The 20,996-nt window shown below is 60.1% G+C and carries 18 protein-coding genes and 1 pseudogene; 4 read left to right on the top strand and 15 right to left on the bottom strand.

The genetic code is table 11. From position 1 onward, the window contains the following. Positions 1 to 89 precede the first annotated feature (89 nt). Positions 90 to 1,364, top strand: a pseudogene (locus ABIB06_RS10325) (IS256 family transposase). A 763-nt stretch (positions 1,365 to 2,127) separates the two neighbouring features. Here the strand turns inward: ABIB06_RS10325 and ABIB06_RS10320 are convergent. From ABIB06_RS10320 to ABIB06_RS38890, 4 genes are read right to left on the bottom strand one after another with little or no spacing between them, the layout of a single operon-like run. After that, on the bottom strand, positions 2,128 to 2,802 hold the full coding sequence (locus ABIB06_RS10320) for a response regulator (protein WP_354049486.1): 675 nt from the start codon (positions 2,800 to 2,802) through the stop codon (positions 2,128 to 2,130). Further along, positions 2,774 to 3,313: a sensor histidine kinase gene (locus ABIB06_RS10315; RefSeq protein ID WP_354069047.1), complete on the bottom strand. Its 540-nt coding sequence runs from the start codon at positions 3,311 to 3,313 to the stop codon at positions 2,774 to 2,776. The genes ABIB06_RS10320 and ABIB06_RS10315 overlap by 29 nt, the downstream gene beginning before the upstream one ends. Positions 3,314 to 3,360: 47 nt before the next feature. Further along, the gene (locus tag ABIB06_RS10310; protein WP_354049525.1) at positions 3,361 to 3,528 is read right to left on the bottom strand and encodes a histidine kinase; all 168 of its coding nucleotides are present in this window, start codon (positions 3,526 to 3,528) and stop codon (positions 3,361 to 3,363) included. Between the two features lie 21 nt (positions 3,529 to 3,549). Further along, positions 3,550 to 3,930 (bottom strand): PAS domain-containing protein, encoded by a 381-nt coding sequence (locus tag ABIB06_RS38890; RefSeq protein WP_502916544.1) that lies wholly within the window; start codon positions 3,928 to 3,930, stop codon positions 3,550 to 3,552. 96 nt (positions 3,931 to 4,026) lie between these two features. Here ABIB06_RS38890 and ABIB06_RS10300 point away from each other — a divergent pair, with 96 nt between their 5' ends. Continuing rightward, positions 4,027 to 5,208, top strand: a complete 1,182-nt coding sequence (locus ABIB06_RS10300; protein WP_502916545.1) for an IS91 family transposase — start codon at positions 4,027 to 4,029, stop codon at positions 5,206 to 5,208. Positions 5,209 to 5,656: 448 nt separating this feature from the next. On the opposite strand, the gene ABIB06_RS10295 is transcribed toward ABIB06_RS10300, so the two are convergent. The 5 genes from ABIB06_RS10295 to ABIB06_RS10275 all read right to left on the bottom strand — a co-directional run bounded on the left by ABIB06_RS10295 (position 5,657) and on the right by ABIB06_RS10275 (position 11,656). Then, positions 5,657 to 6,214, bottom strand: coding sequence for a hypothetical protein (locus ABIB06_RS10295; RefSeq protein WP_354125589.1), 558 nt, complete (start codon positions 6,212 to 6,214; stop codon positions 5,657 to 5,659). A 488-nt stretch (positions 6,215 to 6,702) separates the two neighbouring features. Then, positions 6,703 to 9,960 (bottom strand): AAA family ATPase, encoded by a 3,258-nt coding sequence (locus ABIB06_RS10290; RefSeq protein WP_354049482.1) that lies wholly within the window; start codon positions 9,958 to 9,960, stop codon positions 6,703 to 6,705. A 250-nt stretch (positions 9,961 to 10,210) separates the two neighbouring features. Further along, complete coding sequence (locus ABIB06_RS10285; protein ID WP_354069050.1) at positions 10,211 to 10,744, bottom strand: cytochrome b; 534 nt, start codon at positions 10,742 to 10,744, stop codon at positions 10,211 to 10,213. A 37-nt stretch (positions 10,745 to 10,781) separates the two neighbouring features. After that, positions 10,782 to 11,267, bottom strand: coding sequence for a hypothetical protein (locus tag ABIB06_RS10280; protein WP_354069052.1), 486 nt, complete (start codon positions 11,265 to 11,267; stop codon positions 10,782 to 10,784). Continuing rightward, the gene (locus ABIB06_RS10275; protein ID WP_354049479.1) at positions 11,264 to 11,656 is read right to left on the bottom strand and encodes a hypothetical protein; all 393 of its coding nucleotides are present in this window, start codon (positions 11,654 to 11,656) and stop codon (positions 11,264 to 11,266) included. The genes ABIB06_RS10280 and ABIB06_RS10275 overlap by 4 nt, the downstream gene beginning before the upstream one ends. 99 nt (positions 11,657 to 11,755) lie before the next feature. Here ABIB06_RS10275 and ABIB06_RS10270 point away from each other — a divergent pair, with 99 nt between their 5' ends. After that, on the top strand, positions 11,756 to 12,163 hold the full coding sequence (locus ABIB06_RS10270) for a ferritin-like domain-containing protein (RefSeq protein ID WP_354049478.1): 408 nt from the start codon (positions 11,756 to 11,758) through the stop codon (positions 12,161 to 12,163). Positions 12,164 to 12,249: 86 nt separating this feature from the next. Here ABIB06_RS10270 and ABIB06_RS10265 read toward each other — a convergent pair whose 3' ends face one another. From ABIB06_RS10265 to ABIB06_RS10240, 6 genes are all read right to left on the bottom strand, one after another. Further along, entirely contained in the window at positions 12,250 to 12,390 is a 141-nt protein-coding gene (locus ABIB06_RS10265; protein ID WP_354049477.1) for a DUF2474 domain-containing protein, read from the bottom strand. After that, positions 12,390 to 13,397, bottom strand: a complete 1,008-nt coding sequence (gene cydB / locus ABIB06_RS10260; protein WP_354049476.1) for a cytochrome d ubiquinol oxidase subunit II — start codon at positions 13,395 to 13,397, stop codon at positions 12,390 to 12,392. The genes ABIB06_RS10265 and cydB overlap by 1 nt, the downstream gene beginning before the upstream one ends. A 10-nt stretch (positions 13,398 to 13,407) precedes the next feature. Next, positions 13,408 to 14,838: a cytochrome ubiquinol oxidase subunit I gene (locus ABIB06_RS10255; protein ID WP_354049524.1), complete on the bottom strand. Its 1,431-nt coding sequence runs from the start codon at positions 14,836 to 14,838 to the stop codon at positions 13,408 to 13,410. Then, on the bottom strand, positions 14,826 to 15,782 hold the full coding sequence (gene rpoH / locus ABIB06_RS10250) for an RNA polymerase sigma factor RpoH (RefSeq protein ID WP_354049523.1): 957 nt from the start codon (positions 15,780 to 15,782) through the stop codon (positions 14,826 to 14,828). The genes ABIB06_RS10255 and rpoH overlap by 13 nt, the downstream gene beginning before the upstream one ends. Before the next feature lie 213 nt (positions 15,783 to 15,995). Continuing rightward, positions 15,996 to 19,097, bottom strand: a complete 3,102-nt coding sequence (locus ABIB06_RS10245; protein WP_354049475.1) for an efflux RND transporter permease subunit — start codon at positions 19,095 to 19,097, stop codon at positions 15,996 to 15,998. Continuing rightward, entirely contained in the window at positions 19,094 to 20,263 is a 1,170-nt protein-coding gene (locus ABIB06_RS10240; RefSeq protein ID WP_354049474.1) for an efflux RND transporter periplasmic adaptor subunit, read from the bottom strand. The genes ABIB06_RS10245 and ABIB06_RS10240 overlap by 4 nt, the downstream gene beginning before the upstream one ends. A 45-nt stretch (positions 20,264 to 20,308) precedes the next feature. Between ABIB06_RS10240 and ABIB06_RS10235 the strand changes: the two genes are divergently transcribed. Then, on the top strand, positions 20,309 to 20,818 hold the full coding sequence (locus ABIB06_RS10235) for a hypothetical protein (protein WP_247446055.1): 510 nt from the start codon (positions 20,309 to 20,311) through the stop codon (positions 20,816 to 20,818). Positions 20,819 to 20,996 lie beyond the last annotated feature (178 nt).

Below are 20,996 nucleotides of genomic sequence, written 5' to 3'. Positions count from 1 at the left end.
CGGGTTCTGTTGAATTTCTGAAGAGGTCGGCGTTGCCCACCTTGAGCCGGTAGGCTCGGGGTGCTGATTCCACAAAGGAGAGCAACGCCATGACGAGAGATATCACACCGGCTGGTTCGCCGGCGACTGGGGCTGTGGACGAAGCGTTTGCGGAAGTGCGGGCGAGCTTCGATCGGTTCTGCCTTGCGGCGGGGATCGAGGCGCTCGGCACGATGATGGAGTCGGATGTCACGGCGGCCTGCGGGCCGCGCCACGGTCGCGATGCGGCGCGGCGGGCGCACCGTTGAGGCCGAACGCGGGGACGGATCGGTTTCCACGGCGGCAAGATCGAGGTCGAGCGCCCGCGGGTCCGGGGCGTGGACGGCCGCGAGGTCACGATCCCGAGCTGGGAAACGGCAGCGCAGGAGGACTGGCTCGGTCGCTGGGCGATGAACCTGATGCTGATCAACGTGTCGACGCGCCGGTTCGGCCGCGCCGTCCGGCTGCCCGAGGGGGACGTGCCGGCACCGCCCGGATCTGGGGTGTCGAAGTCGGCGGCCTCGCGGAGGTTCGTGGCGCTGTCGGCGGCTCGGCTGGCCGACTTCATGGCTGCCGACCTGTCCGCGCTCGACCTTCTGGTGGTGCAAATCGATGGGCTGCATCTCGGCGACGATCTCGTGCTGGTCGCCGCGATCGGGGTTGACGGCGAAGGCAACAAGCATCCGCTGGCGCTGGTGGAAGGGGCGACCGAGAATGCCGCAACGGTTCAGGCCCTGCTCGACAACCTGGTCTCGCGCGGGCTCGACCCGGGGGTGCCAAGACTGTTCATCGCCGACGGCGCGAAAGCATTGTCGAAGGCGATCCGCCGCACCTTCGGTTCGGCCGCTGCGATCCAGCGCTGCCAGATCCACAAGGCGCGCAACATCATGGAACGCCTGCCGAAAGAGCATCATGCGGCCACCCGTCGGGTGCTGCGCCAGGCCTGGGAGCTCGATGACGCCGACAAGGCTGAAAAATTGATCCGCAATCTCGCGCGCCGACTCGACCAGCAATGGCCCGGCGTAGCGACGAGCATCCTCGAAGGCCTCGACGAAATCCTGACTGTCGTCCGGTTGAAGTTGCCGAAGGAGCTTCGTCGATCGCTCGCCTGTACCAACATCGCCGAGAACATGATGGGCACCATTCGCCGCGTCACGCGCAACGTCAAACGCTGGCGGGATGCCGGTATGGCCTTGCGATGGGTCGCGGCCGGCATGATCGAGGCCAACAAGGGCTTCCGACGATTGAAGGCGCATAAGCAATTGTCGGTTCTGCGTGCGGGCCTCCAAGCTCACCACGATCGCATGACGATCAAGCCCGTTGCCCACGTCACGAGGGCCGCGTAACATTCATTCCGGCAACGTCGGCCCGACGTAGTTCAACACCGATCGGGACATCCCCGGTTTCAATCTCAACTAGCGGTTCGTCGATGCTGACTGGGTCTCCGACGCGCATTAGTCTATGCGTCCAGCATGATACGCAGCGCGTTACATCGGAAGCTGACAATTAAGAGCTTGGGAAAAGCGACGAGCCGCGATTTACAGCGCCGCGACGACAAGAGTCGTGACCAACGTGCCGAGGAAAAGGAGCTCCACGGCTGTATCCATGATCGGACGAGTTCCCGCCAAAAATCGGGACATACGAGCCCGAACTTCGAAATCTCTCTCCATGTCCGGTGGTCAGCACGCCGACCGCCATTCAAACAATCGCATACGCCGTGAACAGAAGGCAAGTCAGGTATACGCACGCGAGACAAATGCCCGCGGTTCTCGCCGTGCGGTCATCTCGCCGCGAGCTTGTCCCAGCCGCGAGCCCAGCCAGTTTTTCATACTGTGCAAAGAGTTGGCAACCGGCACGTCCTCGGAAAAGTACATTTCTCATATATGTCTCCAAACAAGCTGATCCGTTCCTGGGAGGTGCGGAGTGCAGAAGCCTGGAAGAAGCACGTCCCGGCCGGTGATTCGCTTTCGTTCTCGCATCCGCTTCACGGAAGATAGTTTACGGCGTCCCATTGGGCAGTCGGGAGATGAGCGCGGCTTGTCGGGACAATCCTGACGTCTGAGTGCCGTGCGGCCAGGGCCGCTTCGCCCACTAAATTCTAACTCCAGGTCAAACTTGATCGGGACTCTTTGCCAGATGGTCCAACCAGCCAAGGGTCACGCCGTAGCGCACTATGTCAGCACGCGTAAACAGTCCGAGCTTTTCCACCGCCCTGGCCCTGTAAGTTTCGACGGTCTTGATGCTGATGTTTAGTTGATTGGCAATTTCCTTGTTGCTGAAGCCTTGTGCGATGAGTCTGAGAACCTCACTCTCGCGCGGTGTCAGCTCGCTGGCTGTGGAAGCGCCAGAAGACGAATGTGCGCCATGCGTGGACGGAAGTGCTTTCTCCGCTATTGCGGGATCCAGATACAATCCACCTCCAGCAATCGCGCGAACTGCGCGCTCGAGCTCGTCGGCCGCAGAGCGCTTCAGCAGATAGCCGCGAGCTCCCGCCTGCAGCATGGGCTGAACGTAGGCGTGGTCCTCGTGCACGGTCAGCGCCAGCAGACGAACCTGAGGCAGCTGCGTCGCTAGGGTGCGAGCGACTTCAAGGCCACTGATACCGGGAAGTGAAATGTCCAGGATGGCAATGTCTGGCGTGGCCTGGCGAATGATATCAAGGGCGGTCTGTCCATCCGTTGCTTCCCCGACGATCTCGATGTCCTGCACGTCCTGGAGCAAAGACTTCATTCCGGCCAGAACAAGCGGATGATCGTCAGTCAACGTGATCCGGATCGGGCACATAGCCCATCTCCTCTATTGGCACCGGTATCCTCATGAAGAGAGAAGTGCCGTGGGCGGGTTCAGATTCAATCGCCAAAGATCCGCCCAGCAGCGTGAGGCGTTCCTCGATTACGGACAGGCCCAATTTTGCGTGGCGGCTCTCGCCCTGCGAGAATTCCTGAAAGTCGAAGCCGTTCCCGTCGTCTTCGACGACTATCCTCAGCTCTGCTGTACGTCGGTCGATTACCACGCTGACGTTTCGCGCTTGCGCGTGTTTGACGACGTTACTCACGGCCTCCTGAACGGCGCGGTAGGCCGCGATTTCGACATCCTGGCCGAGACGATCTCTTCTGCCCAGAGGTTGAAAATCAACGCTGATCCCGAACCGCCGCTGGATCTCCGCGCAGAACGCCTCCAGCGCCTTGTAAAGGCCCAGGTCATCAAGGGCAGTCGGGCGCAGATCAGAGGCGATTTGATGGATATCGCGCCCAATCCCTCTTGCGAGTCCTTGCAGCCAATTGAGCCTCTCCAATCCGAGCTTGCGTTTGGGGCTCGTGCCGAGAAGCGGCTCCAGGTTCTTTAGACCGAGAAGGGACCTGTAACCGTCTGGCCGATTTGATCGTGAAGCTCCCTTGCGATTCGACGGCGTTCGTTTTCTTCTGCCTCCGAAAGACGTCGAAGCAGTTGCTGTCGTTCCAGCTCGGCTCGCTTGGTCTCATCGATATCCTGAATGACCCCATATACCACGTCCAAGTTTTTGTCATCGAGTCAAGATAGCCTTCCGCTGGCCCGCAGCCACCGGCTGTGAGGGGGAGCGGACCGGAAATCGGCTATCGCGACGATTCCCGAACGGCAACTCAGCAAGGAAGCCTCAAATTTCTGCTGGTCGGCGGGATCAATACTGCTCAGCATCTGATCTATCGGAAGGCTCGTATCTCCTTCGGAGCGCGAACCTTCTATCTGGAGCATCTCCCGTGCGCGGGGCGATACAATCGCTTCTCTGGCGGCAAAGTCACAGCTGAATACGCCGAGATCTGCGGCATCGATCGTCAGCCTGCGTCGCTCTTCACTTGCGTTGAGTGCCAATGCCGCCTGCGCCTCTTGCTCGCGCCGACGCAGCGAAATGTCGCGTATCGTGTACCAGGCCAAAGTCAAAGCCAGGACGAAGCTCAGGACTCCACCCCCGGCAAGAAAAATGGCTGAGCGCTGGACGGGCCCGTTGAGTTCCTGCGTCGGTATTCCGAAATGGACCGACCATCCGCTGGTTCCGGGAATGAGTTTATAGATCGAGTCGACTTGGTCGCCGACAGGCGTGGTTTTGACGTAGCTTCCTTCTGGCGCAGAGGCAACCGCTTCGCGGACTGTGGCGCTGGCAGATTGTCCGAGCTCGGATTGCTCACCGAAGGTGCGGGCGACGATGTTACCCTTGGCATCGACCACAAACCGCACACCGAGATCGCCTATAATTCCTGCCGTAACCGGCATTGCCCGAAGTGCCAGGGCACCGCCGCGAAGCAATGGCTCGCCGAGCGCGAGGCCGACCTGTTGCCGGTGCCGTACTATCATGTGGTGTTCACGCTGCCGGCGGCCGTCGCCGACATCGCCTATCACAACAAGGCGGTCGTCTACGACCTGCTGTTCAAGGCCTCGGCCGAGACCGTGACCACCATTGCGGCCGACCCCAAGCACCTCGGCGCCCGCGTTGGCATCACCTCCGTGCTGCACACCTGGGGCTCGGCGCTCACGCATCATCCGCACGTCCACATGATCGTGCCGGGCGGCGGCATCTCGTTGGACGGCCAGCGCTGGGTATCATGCCGTCCCGGCTTCCTTCTGCCGGTGCGCGTGCTCTCGCGGCTCTTTCGACGGCTGTTCCTGGAGAAGCTGATGGCGTCGCACGCGGCCGGCCGCCTGCACTTCTTCGGCAATCACGCGCCGCTCGCCGATGCGCAAGCCTTCGCGGCCTATCTGGCACCACTGCGCAAGACCGAATGGGTCGTCTATGCCAAGCGGCCCTTCGGCGGACCAGAAGCGGTGCTGGCCTATCTGTCCCGCTATACCCACCGCGTCGCCATCGCCAACAGCCGGCTGATCGCCTGCGACCACACCCGCGTCACCTTCCGGTGGAAGGACTATCGCGCCGAGGGGCGGGATCGCCAAAAGGTCATGACGCTCGCCACCGCCGAGTTCATCCGCAGATTCCTGATCCACGTCCTGCCGCAAGGCTTCCACCGCATCCGTCACTACGGCCTGCTCGCCAGCGGCACGCGCGCCGATAACGTCGCACGCGCGCGCGAGCTGCTCGGCGTTACAAAACCTGAACGCCAGCCCACCGCCGCCCCCGCCGATCAAACCAAGCCGAACTGTCCGTGCTGCGGCGGTCGCATGGTCATCATTGAGGTCTTCGAGCGCGGTGCAGCGCCATGACATCGGCCGACAGGTCCGACAACCGTCATCAGGATCGACACCTCATGACCGCGTCAGAATACCGCAAAAATGCTCGTCGCATTCGCTGCCTCTCGGCCGGCCACGGCAAAGCGCGCTCAAATATCCAGCCGTCGTCTCAAATCGTCCGGCACTCCGCCGCGTTCAACCCGATCCACCGCTCATCTATGAGCAGCTTCACCGTCGGCCAACTCGTTGGATCGCCTCGACTCCAATCACACACCTCATCCGCCGCTCTCAAATCCCCATAGCCCACGCCGCCCCACCTACGTGCCCACTCCCGCGGTTTCCTCCCTTGGAGGTTTGCGGACGCCGGCCCCGCCGTACGCCGCGCCACCGTCATGGGGCCGGCATCCGAAAACCTTTACAATACCGGAAATCGGACGAAAGCGGAGCAATCCGAGCAGCGGAGAGACTCCACCGTTTCTGCTTATCGACTCTTGGCGCGCTTGAAGTATCCCTCAAGGACATCGACTATGCCGAGTTGAAGCTTCGCGGCGAACTTCACGCCTTCGATGTCCTTGCGCGCCACGGCGCTTTTCAGCCCGTCCTGGATCGCTGCAGCCAGATCGCGAATGCCGGAGTCACGGACGTTTTTTGCCAGCGCCGACCAATTGCTGTCCGAGTCCTTCGCTGTGGCTCCGATGGCCGCCCATTCTGCGGTCGGCCGCGCCGCCAGGATACTCAGCTTGAACCCCGAATAGTCCAGCATCGCGACCTCGATGGGTGCAGGACGCTGCGCAGGATCGGTCGCAGCTTCGATGATGCGATAGGCTTCGACAGACGCAAGCGCGATCGCCGGCAAGTCTTTTCCGGCCATCGCCTGCTCCATGGCGGTCAGTTCGCGGGCGAGCGCGTCGAAAGTCGGGCCGTCGAGCAACGGACGTAACATCGGGAACGCCTTGCGCATCGCCGCCACCTTGTCCGCCTTGCCGCCCAGGGCGGCATCGATCAGATCCTCGTTAATCGAAGCGGCATCGGGATGCATGGCGTTGCGACCGAGGTGCTTGGCGAACGCCTCCTGCGCAAAGAGCGGCCCGGCCCAGAAGTCCGGCGCGGGCAAGCGCACCAGGGCGGGCGAGAGCGTGAAAGCTACGATGGCTGCGGCTGCCGCGGTGTGTGCTTGAGCATTTTCCTTCACCTCAACTCGACGCCCCTATTTTGGACGCCAGCGAATGCGGCTCGTCAACCAAAACAAGATGACATCGCGCCATCGACCACCCTTGATGAAGATCAAATGCCGCGTGCGATAGCGGGTCCGGTTCGAGTCATGAATCGACCCAGAGCAACATCAACTCTGGCGTCCGCGCCAAATGGTTGCGTCGTATGCACCATGGGGTCTCACGTCCGCTCAGGGTCAAACGCGTCGCTTTGGCGCTCGGCTGCAAACTTCCGGTTTGCCCCTATAAACCGGCATGTGGCTACACCGCGTCAACAGAAGCGATGGGCCAACTGCTGACGTCGGCGCAAGGGTGCTCAGCGCGTGCTTCCTTCTCGTCTGGAAAGTATGGCCAAGCTTTCGGTCGCCCTCAATTCGAAGGATTTCGCCCTTTGCTGTTTCGCAACGACAAGTGACCGCTCGAAATGAACTCGCGCTTGCTGGACGTTTGGCGGGTCGAACGCCAGCGCCACCTCTCCGGCGATGCGGCATGCTTCCGCTTCCTGCCAGCATTCGCCACTTTCGCGGATACTCAGCAACGACTGTTCACACCAGCGCTGCGCATCGTCAAGCCGTCCGATCCGAGCGTAGGTCGCACCCAACGTGCCGAGATACCACGGCGCATAGGCCGTCGCACCGGTGGATCGCATCGCCGAGATCCCAGCCTCGATCATGTCGGCGGCAGCGCGGCTCTGCCCCTCGCGCGCGAGCACCCGGCCACGCAACAGCGTTCCATAGGCGTTCCAGAAGCGTGATCCCTTTTCGCCCGCGAGCTGCATGAGCTCGCGGGCGAATTCGGCAGCGGCGTCGAGCTTGGCCATGTAGATCAGCGTGAGCGACACATGGGCGAGCGCATACATCAGCGTAGCGGCGTGTCCGAACTCGCGCGCTTCGCGGACAGCACGCTCCACATCGGCCGTCGCGGCGTCGGTGCGACCCAGCGCCCACTGCGAAAAAGCGCGCCACGCCAATGCAGAGACGAGAACATCATGACCAAACCGTATCGCCAGCGGGCGGTGCTCGGGGTGATGGTATAGCGCCACGGCGCGGTCGAGCTCAGCTGAGCCGGCGGTCAAATCCCCGGCGAGCACAAGGGAAATTCCCATCAAGAGGTGCCCGATCATTATTGGTGCTCTTGCCTGCCGTTGCGCGGCGAGGGCCTGGAATTGGGCGGCCAGCTCCCGCGTCACATCGGCTTGGAACGACATACGGCTTGCTACCCAGAAGCCATAGAGCACCGAAAAGAGCAGAAGAGGATCGTCCGTCGTATCCCCGAGCTTCTCCGCATGCTGGATGAACGCGCGTGCCTGATCGAAGGCCGCCCTTGTCTCGGGGGCAGCATGGCCTTTGGTGTGGATGAGGGCGTTGGCGAGCTCGATCTGCAACGTGATGCGCTCACGCCGCAACAAGGCGGTCTCGGGTGACGTGGCGATCAGGTTGAGGGCCCGCGCGAGCTGTTCGGCCGCTTCGACCAGCGCCGATCGGGACAACGAGCGTCTTCCAGCCTTGCTCCACAGGCCTGCCGCCTTCTCGAGCAGGCCGGCCTCGGTGTAGTGCCGGGCCAGCACTTCCGGCTGGCCTTCGGCGATGTCGACGAAATCGATTTCAATGGTCTCGGCGAGCGCAGCGTGGAGCGCGCGACGCTTCTCACGCAGGAGCGTGCCATAGGCAGCCTCCTGGACCAGCGCGTGATTGAAGACATAGTTCGCATCCTGTGGGTCGCCCTGGCGAAACAGCAACCCCGCACCGACGAGCCGTTCGAGCGCATGGCTCAGCTCGGATTCCGTCAGTGGCACGATGGCGGCGAGCAGCGCATGGCTGAATTCGCGACCGATCGTGGCCGCTATCTGCGCAACATCCTTGGCAGGACCAAGCCGGTCCAACCGCGCCATCAGGGATGCGTGAAGGGTGGCCGGCACCGAGCTCGCAGCCGCAGGGATCGCTCCAACGATCCGCGTTCCGGTGCCTGCTTCCAGCACGGCCTTGGTCATCTCCTGGACAAACAAGGGTATTCCATCGGCGCGATCGATGATCTCCTTGCGGATGTCGGCCGGAAGGGGTTGCTTTCCGATCACTTCATCGAGAAGAGCTTCGGTCTCCCGCGCACCAAGCCGCGCGATCGTCATCGCACTGATATGAGGCCGAGCGGCCCAGGTCGATGCAAACTCGGTCCGGAACGTCGCAACCAGTAGCACGGGAAGGGCGGCAATCGCCTCAATGAGCTGGCCAAGCAGTTCGAGACTGGTCGGATCGATCCAATGCAGGTCCTCGAATATCATGAGAACCGGATTGGAGCGCGCCTGGCTCTGGATATCCATCACGATCGCTTCGAGCATTCGTTGGCGGCGCTGCGCCGGCGTCAGGCCGTCGGTGGGATAGCGGCCGTCATTGGCGAGTTGGAGCAGGTCGGCAAGCGCTGCCCTGTGTGAGGCAGGCGCCGATGAACGGCCGAGCACCGTGTCAAGTTTGTCTAGGCGTGCCTTCTGGTCGTCGTCGCGCGTAAAATTCGCGCGCCGCTCGATCTGCTTGACGATCGGATAAAGCGCCGAATTGGTATGCTGCGGAGAGCAGTAGTAGCGCAGCTGCGTCGGCGCATCCGCGGCGACCTGCTCAAGAATGGCAGCCACGAGACGGGATTTGCCGATGCCCGCCTCGCCGGCAATGAGGACGACTTGCCCGTCGTTCGTTCGAACCTTGGACCAGCTCTGCGCCAGCACGGCGCATTCGCGCTCGCGTCCGACGAGGGCCCCCAATCCGCGACGATGCAGGGCTTCGAAACGGCCATCGATGGCGTTGATGCCTTGGACTGCCCAAGCCTCAACTGGTCCTGCGAGACCCTTGAGCTGTTGTGCCCCAAGACTCGTCAGCAGGAATAGATCGCCGACCAGCCGTCGCGTTGTGTCCGCAATCACGACCATTCCGGGCCCAGCAACGGCCTGCAGACGGGCCGCCAGATTCGGCGTTTCGCCGACAACACCGCGTTCCTGCGCCTCTCCAGAGCCGACGATGTCTCCGACAACGACCAGTCCCGTTGCGATCCCGACACGCACCTCCAACCGGCAAGGGGCCGCTGTATCGAGCTTTCCGACCGCGGCAACGAGCCCAAGCGCTGCCTGCACGGCGTGCTCGGCATCGTGCTCATGGGCCCGCGGATAGCCGAAATATACCAGCACGCCGTCGCCCATATATTTCGCGACGAAACCCCCGTTCTGTTCGACGACGGCTGCGCAGGTCCGGTGGTACGCTCCGATGATCTTCCGCAAGTCTTCCGGATCGAGCTGCGTCGATACGGCAGTCGAGCCGACGAGATCGCAGAACATGACCGTCAATTGGCGCCGTTCGGCAACACCGGGGGCCGCTTCCGCCGACGGGGCGGAGAATGCAATGGTATCGGAGCCGTGCATCTCGCGGATCGCACGCAAGATCTTCTTGCGATCGCCGAGGACAATTCCCAGTTCCCGGAGGTCCTGGTCGCTGAGATCTCCTAGGACGGAGATATCGACACGATTTTCGAGAAAGCGCTGGGCATAAGCAGACATGCCCAGATTCTCGAGCCACTCTTCGATTTGCTGCATTCAATCCTCGGCCGGAGCGGAATCTGGCGTGAGGATATCGCAGGATCAAGCGGGAATCGTCCGGAAATAGCACCGATCTGGGGTCCGACGACCGCGCGATCGACTCTTAAGCGGCCTGTAAATGAACTCCTGCAGCGAGTCAAAAGCGTCGTTTGGCGCTTAGCCGCAAATTTCCGGTCTGCTCCTATCAACCGACGTGAAGTTGCACCGCATGAACGGAAGCGATGGGCCATCAAGAGACATTCGCAAGTCACCGACGACCTGGCAGCATTCGCTGCATGATGCGGTCACGGTAAATGAAAATATGGACCAAGGCTGCGGCCACATGAATACCGATGGCGATCAGCAGTGCCCACTCCGCAATTTGATGCCAGCCGTCGATCCGATGGATCGCGTCCGTGTTTTTTGTCGCCAGCATCGGCAATGGAACGAGATTGAAATAAGAGATCGACCAGCCCCGGAACGATGCGAACAGCCAGCCTGTGAACGTTGTAGCCAGAACCAATCCATACAGAAGCCAATGGACGGCTTCGGAGGAAACACGCTGCCACGGCGGTAGAGAACTCTCCGGCGCCACAGGATGGGTTATACGCCAGACAAGCCGCAACAAAATCAACGCGAGGATGGTCAAGCCGAACGAAATATGGAGCGTCATTGCTCTGCCGGGTGGACCTGAGTGAACGTCCGGCATGAACCAGCCGATCGGAAATTGAATTGCCAGAAGCGCCACGACAAGCCAGTGAAAAACTTTCGCGGGTGAGCCGTAGTGCAACCGATCGTCCATAAGCCTCTTGCTCGAAGTGTAGGAGCCAATTCAATAATTAGTAAGACGCGAGCCGGCCGGCAGATCGAGACATCGGGTTGACAGGTCCGGTCGGCGCCCGCTCGCTGGCGTCAGGACTTCCGCCCGGCGCCGGGAACGCATATCCGAAAATGGTTTTCACGACGAAGCGGTCAGAAGATGGCGTCAATCCATATCCAACGCCTAAATTGATATCGAACACGCCGAGCTTGAAATCGGTTACCGCGAATACCGCATGTTGCTGATCGGATATCTTGCCAAAACGCCCGATCTCGCCAAAATCGGCGTAATATTCCAGACCGACAAACAAATCCTTGTCGAGCTTTCGAGCGAGCCGCACCGCGGGCGCGAAATCTGCTTGGCCGTATTTGCCAAAGCCGATATCGACGATTGGATTGACGATGAATTCCCAATCGGCGTTACGTACGCCAACGATCGGCCTGATTTCCAGACCGAACCTCGTTTGAGCGAACTTCGGTGTGGTGTTGCTGAGTTCGAAGTTCACACCATAAAAGAAATCTCGCTGATCTGCATGCGGGGAAACGAACAAGGTTCGCAGTTTGACTGAATCCGATAGGAACTGGCGGTTTCCTGGATAGCGAATGGCAGATAGAGACCAACTTCCCACCAATCCGTGAGGCCGTAGGCGAACTCCGGCGTGCCGTTGATGCTGCCATTGGAGACCAGTCCTCCGGGAAAGGGAGGCTGCTTCAAGCCCAGAGCAACGTAATTCAAATGTTGCTGGATAGTGAGTTGGCCAGGTGCTGCGATGCCGGCGTTGTAGACCTGGATCTCATCGACTGCGGTAGCCGGTCTAGTGAATGCCAACGCGGCAAACCCACAGGCAATAAGGCTGAACCAGCTCATCCGCTGTTTGTTGGTCTTCGCTGCCATGCAATTCATCGTTTTGGACGCTCTTCTAAAGAAGGGGTTTTCACTTTAGTTTCCTTGGCTCACGACCCTATTTAGAACAGTTCTAAACAGGGTCAAAGCATGAAATCGTTCGAAGAATTGACGGAACAAGAGATTCTGGCGCTCGCGATCAGCAGCGAGGAAGAGGACGGCCGGACTTATGCCGATTTCGCGGAAGGGCTGCGCGAAGAACACCCCGACACAGCCCGCGTTTTCTCGGATATGGCTACCGAAGAGGACGAACATCGCCGCTCACTCATCGATTTGTATTCATCGAAATTCGGAAATCACATACCGCTCGTGAGACGGCAGGATGTTCGAGGCTTCGTGCAGCGAAAGAAGCTTTGGCAGGTTCGTTTGCAGGGAATTGAAGCCGTAAGGCAACAAGCACGGCAAATGGAACAAGATGCCGGGCGATTCTACCAGCTTGCGGATTCCGGGGATTGCGGCCAGGGATTCCGATTGAACGCGACCATGCATTCCGATTGAAGGCGGCCACCTGTTCCGACGAAGGCGGCCGGGGTGTCGTTCGTCGGTTCTTTTTGCATCTGGACCGGACCTTCCAGCGAAAGCGCTCATACCGTGAGCCCGGCAAGGTTCATCAACATCCGAAACGCAAGAGCGAAGATCGCCAAGCTCACGACACTCGCTGTCCAGATCAGGACTAGCCAGCCGATCCGCCACGGCCAGGTTGGCAAGGAAGTTCGCCGCTCCATCAGTGATAGCCCTCGCCGATCCTCACCTTGCCGCGGAACACGTAATAGGCCCAAGCAGTGTATCCGAGGATGAAGGGGATAACGAACAGCGCACCCAGCAGGGCGAAACCCATGCTTTGGGGCGGCGATGCAGCGTCCCAGATGGAAATCGCCGGCGGGATGATATGCGGCCACAGACTGATCGCGAGCCCGCTGTAGCCGAGAAAGAGCAGCAGCAGTGCCAGCAGGAAGGGCGTAGCATGAGTGTCGCGTTTCAGCGTATGGAAGATCGCCCACGCTGCAAGCAACACAAGGAGCGGAACGGGTGAGAAGAACAGGAAATTCGGCAGCTTGAACCATCGCGCAGCCACATCAGGATGCGAGAGCGGCGTCCAGAGGCTGACGATGGCTATCGTGAGCAACAGGCCGAGCGTTGCGGTTCTGGCGAAAACCTTCATGCGACGCTGCAACGCGCCTTCGGTTTTCATAATCAGCCAGGTCGAGCCAAGCAGCGCGTAGGCCACCAAGAGGCCAAACCCGGTGAAAAGGCTGAATGGTGTAACCCAATCGAACGTGCCGCCGGCATAGGAGCCGTCCGTGACGGCAATGCCGTTGATGAAGGCGCCCAGCGCAACGCCTTGACAGAAGGTGGCGACGTACGAGCCAAAGGCGAAAGCCCTGTCCCAGAACGGCCGATGGGATGCGTCTGCCTTGAAACGAAATTCGAATCCGACTCCACGCCAGATCAGACCGGCGAGCATGAACATCAGCGGCAGGTAGAGGGCACTCAGGATAACCGAATAGGCGAGCGGGAAGGCCGCCATCATCGCCGCGCCGCCCAGAACCAGCCACGTCTCGTTGCCGTCCCAGACTGGCGCCACCGTATTGACCATCACGTCGCGATGCTCGTGATCAGGAATGAACGGAAAGAGAATGCCGATACCCAGATCGAATCCGTCCATCACGACATACATCATCAGGCCAAAGCCGATAATCAGTGCCCAAAGAAGGGGAAGATCGATGCCCATCTCGCTAGACCTATTTCTGTTGTGGGGGTTCGATCGCAAGATCGACATCGTCGGGAGCCGCCGAGAGGGGCCGTGCCGGACGCAGCGACTGTCCGCTCCGGTGCCGTGCACCTCCGGCTTCCGTTTCGTCAGGCCCCTTAGCGACCAGCTTCAGCATGTAGCTGATGCCAGCGCCGAATACGGCGAAATACATGACGACAAAGACGATCAAAGTTATCGAAAGGGCCAGGAAGGAATGATTCGAAACGGCATCTTTCGTGCGCAGCAGTCCGTAGACGACCCAGGGCTGGCGCCCGATTTCCGTCGTCATCCAGCCGGCAAGAATCGCAATCAACCCTGTCGGTCCCATGAGCAAGGCAAATTGCAGAAACAGGCGCGACTTGAACAGGCGCCCGCGCCAGCGCAGCCCCAGGCTCCAGACGCCGAGCAGGACCATCAGCAGACCGAGTCCGACCATAACGCGGAAGGTCCAGAACACGATCGTCGAATTGGGACGATCATCCGGTGCGAACTGTTTCAAGCCCGGGACCTGCCCATGCAGGCTATGGGTAAGAATGAGACTTCCGAGAAAGGGTACCTGTACGGCGTAGCGGGTCGTCTCGGCCTTCATGTCCGGCAACCCGAACAGGGTAAGTGGAACGCTCTGGCCGGGGGTATTCTCCCAATGACCTTCCAACGCTGCGATCTTGGCAGGCTGGTATTTCAGCGTGTTGAGCCCGTGCGCATCGCCAAGCACGATCTGAAGGGGCGCCACGATCAGCACCATCCACATCGCCATCGACAGCATGGTGCGGGTAGCCCGGCTCGTGCGGCCATGCAACACGTGCCATGCGCCGGCCGCGCCGACGAAGAGGGCGGTGGCGAGATAAGCGGCCGTCGTCATGTGGGCGAGCCGGAAGGGAAACGACGGATTGAAAATGATTTTCAGCCAATCGACAGGCACGAACCGGCCGTTGACGATCTCAAAGCCCTGAGGCGTCTGCATCCAGCTGTTCGATGCAAGAATCCAGGTCGCCGAGATGAGCGTGCCGATCGCCACCATGAGACTTGCGAAGAAATGCAGGCCGGGTCCCACCTTGTTCCAGCCAAACAACATGACGCCGAGAAATCCGGCTTCCAGAAAGAAGGCGGTGAGCACTTCATAGGCGAGCAGCGGACCGGTAATGCTGCCGGCTGCAGCCGAAAAATGGCTCCAGTTCGTACCAAACTCGTAGGCCATGACGAGGCCGGAAACCACGCCCATCGCGAAGTTCACCGCGAAGATTCTAGACCAGAAATGATAGAGCGTGCGGTACACCTCGTCCTTCCGCCATAACCATAGCGCCTCGAGAACAACGAGATAGCTCGCAAGCCCGATGGTGATCGCCGGGAAGATGATGTGGAAAGACACCGTGAATCCGAACTGGATGCGCGCAAGCTGCAGTGGAGTTATCGCGAACATGCGAGCACTCCCTCCGCAACTCGCAGGGCGGGCCGCGGGCGATAGCGCGGTGCCGGGTTCTCCCCTTTCAACGGGTTCTCCCCTTTCAAGCATTTCCTGGCTGCGCTCCTGACCTTGGTAAAGGCACTGGTCTCGATTTGGCGCACACGCTCGCTGGAAATCGACAGCTCCCGCGCAAGCTCCTCGAGGGTCGGAGGAGTCTCCGTCAGGCGCCGCGCCTCCAATATCCGTCGTTCGCGCTTGGTCAGGAGATCGAGCGCTGCCTGAAGCGCGCCAGCTTGCCGGGCGCCTTCGTCATGCTGCGCCAGGATCAACTCCGCGTTCGACGAATGATCAACCAGAAGATCCTGCCATTCGGCGCTACCCTCGCCGTCATTGACAGGCGAGTTCAACGACAGGTCGCCGCGCAGGCGACGGTCCATCTCGATTACCTCAGTGGCGTCGACTGTCAACCGCCGAGCAATGACTTCAGCTGCCTGCGTAGACAGTTCGGTTGTCCCGCTCGCAAGCTTGTTCATTTCCGTTCGGAGACGGAAGAACAGCTTCTTCTGTGCAGCTGTTGTTCCAATCTTGACCAGCGACCAGGAGCGCAGAATGTAGTCGTGTATGCTGGCTTTTATCCACCAGAGTGCATAGGTCGAAAACCGCGAGCCGCGCTCAGGCTTGAAACGCTGCGCGGCAAGAACCAAACCGAGGTTTGCTTCAGAGATGATATCCGCGAGGGGAAGACCATATCGCCTGTAGCGCCGTGCCACGCTTGCCGCGAGCCGCAGGTGACTGGTGACGAGAGCGTCCGCTGCCGCGCGATCGCCCAGATCCTGCCAGCGACGTGCAAGCTGTTGCTCTTGCTCTTCCTCAAGCAGGTCGTATCGCCTGATCGCCGCGGTGTATCCGTTCGAATTGCTGCGCGCTATTCCGTTGATTTCAAACTCATTGGGCGCCATAGCTATGCTGCTCTCCTGCATACTTTGCTCCGATAGTTTCAGCCCGGCAAATGGACTGTAGGAACGAGCGCAGGGGAGGTGCCACTAAATAGGAATTTGGCAGATTAAATTTGCCTTTAATGTTGGCCAGATACTCTTGCGCCATCACAATCATCGACGTTCTCCGCCTCGGCTCATTGCAAGGCGCAGCAGGGGCTCATAGCACTCTGCCAATCACGTCGTGTGAACGGTCGGAGCAGCCTGCGGCTCGCGGCTGCGCCTGCTGGCGATGAACTGCTGCAACCGATCAAGGTAGAGGTACACGACTGGCGTCGTGAACAGCGTCAGGACTTGAGAAAGAATGAGGCCGCCAACGATCGTATAGCCGAGCGGCTGTCGTATCTCGGATCCGGCGCCGGTGCCGAGCATCAATGGTACGCCGCCCAGGATTGCTGCCATCGTCGTCATCAGGATCGGCCTGAAGCGGAGCACGCAGGCCCGGAAGATGGATTCTTCTGAACTCGCGCCTTCGTTGCGCTCGACCTCGAGCGCGAAGTCAACCAGCATGATGCCATTCTTCTTGACGATGCCGATCAGCAAAATGATGCCGATGATGGCGATCACGCTCAGGTCCATATGGACGGCCATTAGCAAAAGTAGTGCTCCGATGCCGGCCGATGGCAGCGTGGAGAGGATTGTGATCGGATGAACAAGGCTTTCATATAGCACACCCAGGATGATGTAGATCACCACCAACGCCGCCAGCACCAGAACCAGCTCTCCACCCAGGGCCGCCTGGAATGCGTTCGCGTTGCCTTGGAATGTGGTGGTTAGCGAAGCTGGCTTGCCACTCTGCTGCTCGAACTTCTGAATGGCAGCCACCGCGTCTCCGAGCGCCACGCCAGGCTTCAGGTTGAACGAGATGGTGGTCGATGGAAACATCCCCTGATGATTGATCACGATCGGCGCTGCGGTGATCGTGCTGTTGGTAAGCGTGCTCAGCGGGACCTGCTGCCCGCTAGAAGAGTTGAGATAGATCTGCTGAAGCGCAGTGGGGCTGGCTCGGAAGCGCGGGAGTACCTCCAACACAACATGGTACTGGTTAAGCGCGGTGAACATCGTGGAGACGATGCGTTGACCGAAGGCGTCATCCAGCGTGCTATCCACGCTCGCGGGCAAGATGCCGAAGCTCGACGCTACCCGACGGTTGACGGTCGCGTTCAAGCGTGGTCCAGCGTTCTGCTGGTCGGTGGTTACGTCTATAATTCCGGGAATGTTCCTGAGTTTTTCCAGGAAAATGGCTGACCAGTGATTGAGCTCGTTGGAATCGGCATCGGTCAAAGTATACTGATACTGCGTCTTGGACAGTCGCGCGCCCACGGTGATGTCCTGTGCGGCCTGCATGTACAGGGTGATGCCCTGCACGGCCGCAAGCTTGGTGCGGAGTCGGGCGATCACCTGGTTCGCGTTTGCCTTGCGCTGGTCCTGAGGCTTGAGTGCAATAAACATCCGTCCCTGGTTGAGAGTGGTGGTGCCTCCGATCTGGGCGCCGACAGAGGCGATGGCGGGATCCTTCAGAACGGTGTCGATCACAGCTTGCATGCGCTCAACCATTGCCGGATAAGAGATGTCCTGTGCAGCTTCCGCAATCCCCGCGATCATGCCGGTATCCTGCTGCGGAAAAAAGCCCTTTGGAATCACCGTATAGAGATAGCCGGTGAGGCCAATGGCGAAAAACAGCGTCATCAGCGTGATGAGGCGATGCCGCAGCGCTACCTTTAGTCCGCGCTCATACACTGAGAGCAGGCCATCGAAGCCGCGTTCGGATAATCTGTAAAGCCAGCCGTGCTCATGGCTCGCCGGCTTGAGGAGGTATGCGCACATCATCGGCGTGAGCGTCCGCGAGATCACCAGCGAGATAACGAGAGAAACGCTTACCGTCATCGCGAACTCGCGGAACAGCAATCCGACATAGCCGCCCATCAGGAACAGCGGAATGAACACGGCGATGAGCGAGAACGTGATCGCCATCACAGTGAAGCCGATCTCGCCGGACCCTTTCATCGCCGCGTCGTACGGCGAGAGACCCTCCTCGATATGGCGTGTGATGTTCTCGATTTCGACGACGGCGTCATCCACCACGAAGCCAATCGCGATCGAAAGCGCCATCAGGGACAGGTTGTCGAGACTGTAGCCCATTTCATAGAGCACCGCGAAGGTGCCAATCAGCGAGAGCGGCACGGTGACGGCCGGGATGATGGTTGCCCAGAAATTGCGCAGGAATGCGAAGATCACCATTACGACCAGCGCAACCGTCAGCAGCAGCGTTAATTGCACGTCGGCAACCGACGCACGGATCGTCTGCGTCCGATCAGAGATGACGTTCACCTTGATTGCGGGCGGGAGCGATGCCTGCAGCTGCGGCAACAGCGATTTGATGCGGTCGACCGTCGCGATGACGTTGGCGCCGGGCTGACGTTGAACAGACAGGATGATCGCGCGCTTCTTGTTGAACCAGCCGGCAACCAGATTGTTCTCTGCTGCCTCAATGACGTTGCCGATGTCACGTATAAATACCGGCGAGCCGTTCCGGTAGGCGACGATGAGATCCTTGTAGGCGTCGGGCTTGAGTAGCTGATCGTTGGTGCCGAGCGTAAAGCTTTGCCGCGGACCGGTCAGCGTGCCTTTTGGCTGATCGACATTTGCTTGCGTAAGGACGTTACGGACGTCTTCCAGGCCGATGCCGCGATTGGCGAGCGCCTGGGGATCCACTTGAACACGGATGGCGGGTTTCTGCTGGCCGCCGATGCCTACGATGCCCACGCCTGCGATTTGCGAAATCTTCGGCAATAGAATGTTCTCGGCGTAGGCATCGACGGTCGTCAGCGGCAAGGTTTCGGATGTCAGGCCAAGCACCAGGATCGGCGTGTCCGCGGGGTTTACTTTCCGGATCGTCGGCGGGTAGGGAATGCCTTGGGGCAGATACGGACTTGCGGCATTGATCGCCGCAAGAACGTCGGTAGCTGCGCTGTCTATGTCGCGGCTAAGGTCAAATTGCACAGTAAGTTGGGTGGCCCCGAGCACGCTTGCGGAGGTGAGCTGGATCACTCCGGGAATCTGCGAGAATTGCTGCTCAAGCGGCGTTGCGACGGAGGACGCCATGGTTTGCGGATCGGCGCCCGACAGCTGTGCCTGTACCTGAATCGTCGGAAAATTGACGTTCGGCAGAGAAGCGACAGGAAGCAGTCGGTAGGTGACAAGCCCACTGAGCAGGAGGGCTATCATGAGCAGCGCGGTCGCGATTGGCCGCTGAATGAATGGTGCGGAAATGTTCATGGGATTTCCTGCTCGACGGAGCTCTGCAGATTGGCTCCTTGCGCAGCCGCTCCGACCAGCTCCGTCACATGTGTACCGGCCTGAAGACGATATTGACCGTCAACCACGACCCTCTCGTTGGCCTGAAGGCCCGAATCGATCAGCGCGTCGCCATCGCTGATCGAGGCAACCTTGACGGAACGCGTTGCCACGGAATCGTCGGGTCCGATGACCCAGACAAAGGAGCCCTGCAGTCCCTGCTGGATTGCGAAGGCCGGGATTGTCAGCCCGTTGTGGCGGGTTTCGAGAAGCAGCCGTGCGTTGACAAGTTCGCCTGGCCAGAGCAAGCGCTTGGCGTTCGGAAATTCCGCCCGCAGCCTTATCGTCCCGGTCGTCTGGACGATTTGGTTGTCGATTAGGTCAAGTTTGCCTTCATCGAGTTCAGTACTGTCGTCCTGGCTGTAGGCAAGCACCTTGAGCGGCCGGTTCGTCATCTGGCGCTGGATTTCTACGAAATCCGTCTGCGGGAGCGAGAAGATCAGCGAGATCGGCTGGATTTGCGTGACATCGACGAGGCCATTTGCGTCAGTTGGATGGATGATGTTTCCGTTGTCGACTTGGCGAATGCCGGTCACGCCATCGATCGGCGAAATCAATTGCGTGTAGCTGAGGTTCGTGTTTGCCTGCGCAATAACTCCCTCATCCGACTTCACCATCGCCTCGAGCTGGGCCAACTGAGCCTTTGTGGTATCGACCAGCTGGGTACTTGCCCAGCCTTTTTGAGCAAGCGGTTCGTATCGGTTCAGGTTGGCTTGGGCATTGACGACCTGTGCCTGATCGCGGTCGCGATTTGCGATCGCCTGATCAAGCTGTGCCTGGTACGGGCGTGGGTCGATCTCGGCGAGTACGTCGCCTTTCTTGACGGTCTGGCCCTGCTTGAAGCTAATCTTGACGAGCTGTCCGGTGATCTGGCTGCGTATGATTACGTTGTTGTGGGCGATCACCGTACCTACGCCACGCAGGTAGATCGGCACGTCGTGGCTGAGCACCGTTGCCGCAACGACCGGCACCGGTTGCTGGATGGCGCTCAGCTGCGTTGTCGCTGGTTGACGGAATTGTCGCGCGGCGAAAGCGGCGCCGCCGGCACCAATCAAGCCGACGACAAGTGCGATCCATAGTTTGCGCATGCGCCCCTCCGATTCCTTTAGCAGCCGGATGCCGATGTAACCGCGTTGGCGCTGGTGCCCGCGGTCGAAGAGGAGTCACTCGTCGTCGAGCTCAAACATGGCGACGTCGTCCCCGGTATGGTCGAGCCGTACGTCATTGTGGAGGTGCTGGGCAGCGGGACCGTAACCAACGGGCTCACGCCGGTGCTACCTGTCTCCGTGGCGCCGAGCGGGATCGAGCTTCCTATGACCGACCCGCTCGAACTCGCTCCCGGTGTTGACGAACCAGTCGCGCCCGCGGACGACGAAGTGCAGCCGGAGGTCATATCCAATCCACCGCCGTCGAAGGTCGTGCCGGCAGCTGTCATTGATGTCGTACTGTTCGTTCCAGAGGACTGCGAACCGGTCGAGCCACTGGCGCCGCAGGACGGAGTAGGTGCTGGGCTAAGGCCGCCCGGATCGATCTCTGTTGATCCAAGCGGGCTCCCGGAGACAGTCGTTCCGCTCGTTCCATTCGTGCCCAACACACCGAGTGGAGAAGTCGCTCCTATCGCCGAGGGGCTGACGGAGGTTTGAGCTTGAACCGCGCAACTCCAAAGCATTGCGAGCGCCGCTATCGCCAATCCTTTTCGCATGTAATCTCCCGCTGTCGTCTGGCAGACGGTTCCTCCCGCTCCCAGGGCTTCACCAGAAGTTTCGGTACGAAATCCTGATTCTTTGAATTCCGGGAGACGTGGCCGACCGTATCTTCGTA

The organism is Bradyrhizobium sp. LB8.2 (assembly GCF_040548035.1).
In the GTDB taxonomy this organism is placed as follows: Bacteria; Pseudomonadota; Alphaproteobacteria; order Rhizobiales; family Xanthobacteraceae; genus Bradyrhizobium.
Note: the sequence above shows the minus strand (reverse complement) of the source record. Positions and strands in the feature narration are given on the sequence as shown.

What these genes read in the sequence shown, in the direction of transcription:
- ABIB06_RS10320 (WP_354049486.1), bottom strand. Translation starts at nt 2,802, where the DNA reads ATGTGCCCGATCCGGATCACGTTGACTGACGATCATCCGCTTGTTCTG.
- ABIB06_RS10300 (WP_502916545.1), top strand. Translation starts at nt 4,027, where the DNA reads ATGGACCGACCATCCGCTGGTTCCGGGAATGAGTTTATAGATCGAGTC.
- ABIB06_RS10295 (WP_354125589.1), bottom strand. Translation starts at nt 6,214, where the DNA reads ATGCATCCCGATGCCGCTTCGATTAACGAGGATCTGATCGATGCCGCC.
- ABIB06_RS10290 (WP_354049482.1), bottom strand. Translation starts at nt 9,960, where the DNA reads ATGCAGCAAATCGAAGAGTGGCTCGAGAATCTGGGCATGTCTGCTTAT.
- ABIB06_RS10285 (WP_354069050.1), bottom strand. Translation starts at nt 10,744, where the DNA reads ATGGACGATCGGTTGCACTACGGCTCACCCGCGAAAGTTTTTCACTGG.
- ABIB06_RS10275 (WP_354049479.1), bottom strand. Translation starts at nt 11,656, where the DNA reads ATGGCAGCGAAGACCAACAAACAGCGGATGAGCTGGTTCAGCCTTATT.
- ABIB06_RS10270 (WP_354049478.1), top strand. Translation starts at nt 11,756, where the DNA reads ATGAAATCGTTCGAAGAATTGACGGAACAAGAGATTCTGGCGCTCGCG.
- ABIB06_RS10265 (WP_354049477.1), bottom strand. Translation starts at nt 12,390, where the DNA reads ATGGAGCGGCGAACTTCCTTGCCAACCTGGCCGTGGCGGATCGGCTGG.
- cydB (WP_354049476.1), bottom strand. Translation starts at nt 13,397, where the DNA reads ATGGGCATCGATCTTCCCCTTCTTTGGGCACTGATTATCGGCTTTGGC.
- ABIB06_RS10255 (WP_354049524.1), bottom strand. Translation starts at nt 14,838, where the DNA reads ATGTTCGCGATAACTCCACTGCAGCTTGCGCGCATCCAGTTCGGATTC.
- rpoH (WP_354049523.1), bottom strand. Translation starts at nt 15,782, where the DNA reads ATGGCGCCCAATGAGTTTGAAATCAACGGAATAGCGCGCAGCAATTCG.
- ABIB06_RS10245 (WP_354049475.1), bottom strand. Translation starts at nt 19,097, where the DNA reads ATGAACATTTCCGCACCATTCATTCAGCGGCCAATCGCGACCGCGCTG.
- ABIB06_RS10240 (WP_354049474.1), bottom strand. Translation starts at nt 20,263, where the DNA reads ATGCGCAAACTATGGATCGCACTTGTCGTCGGCTTGATTGGTGCCGGC.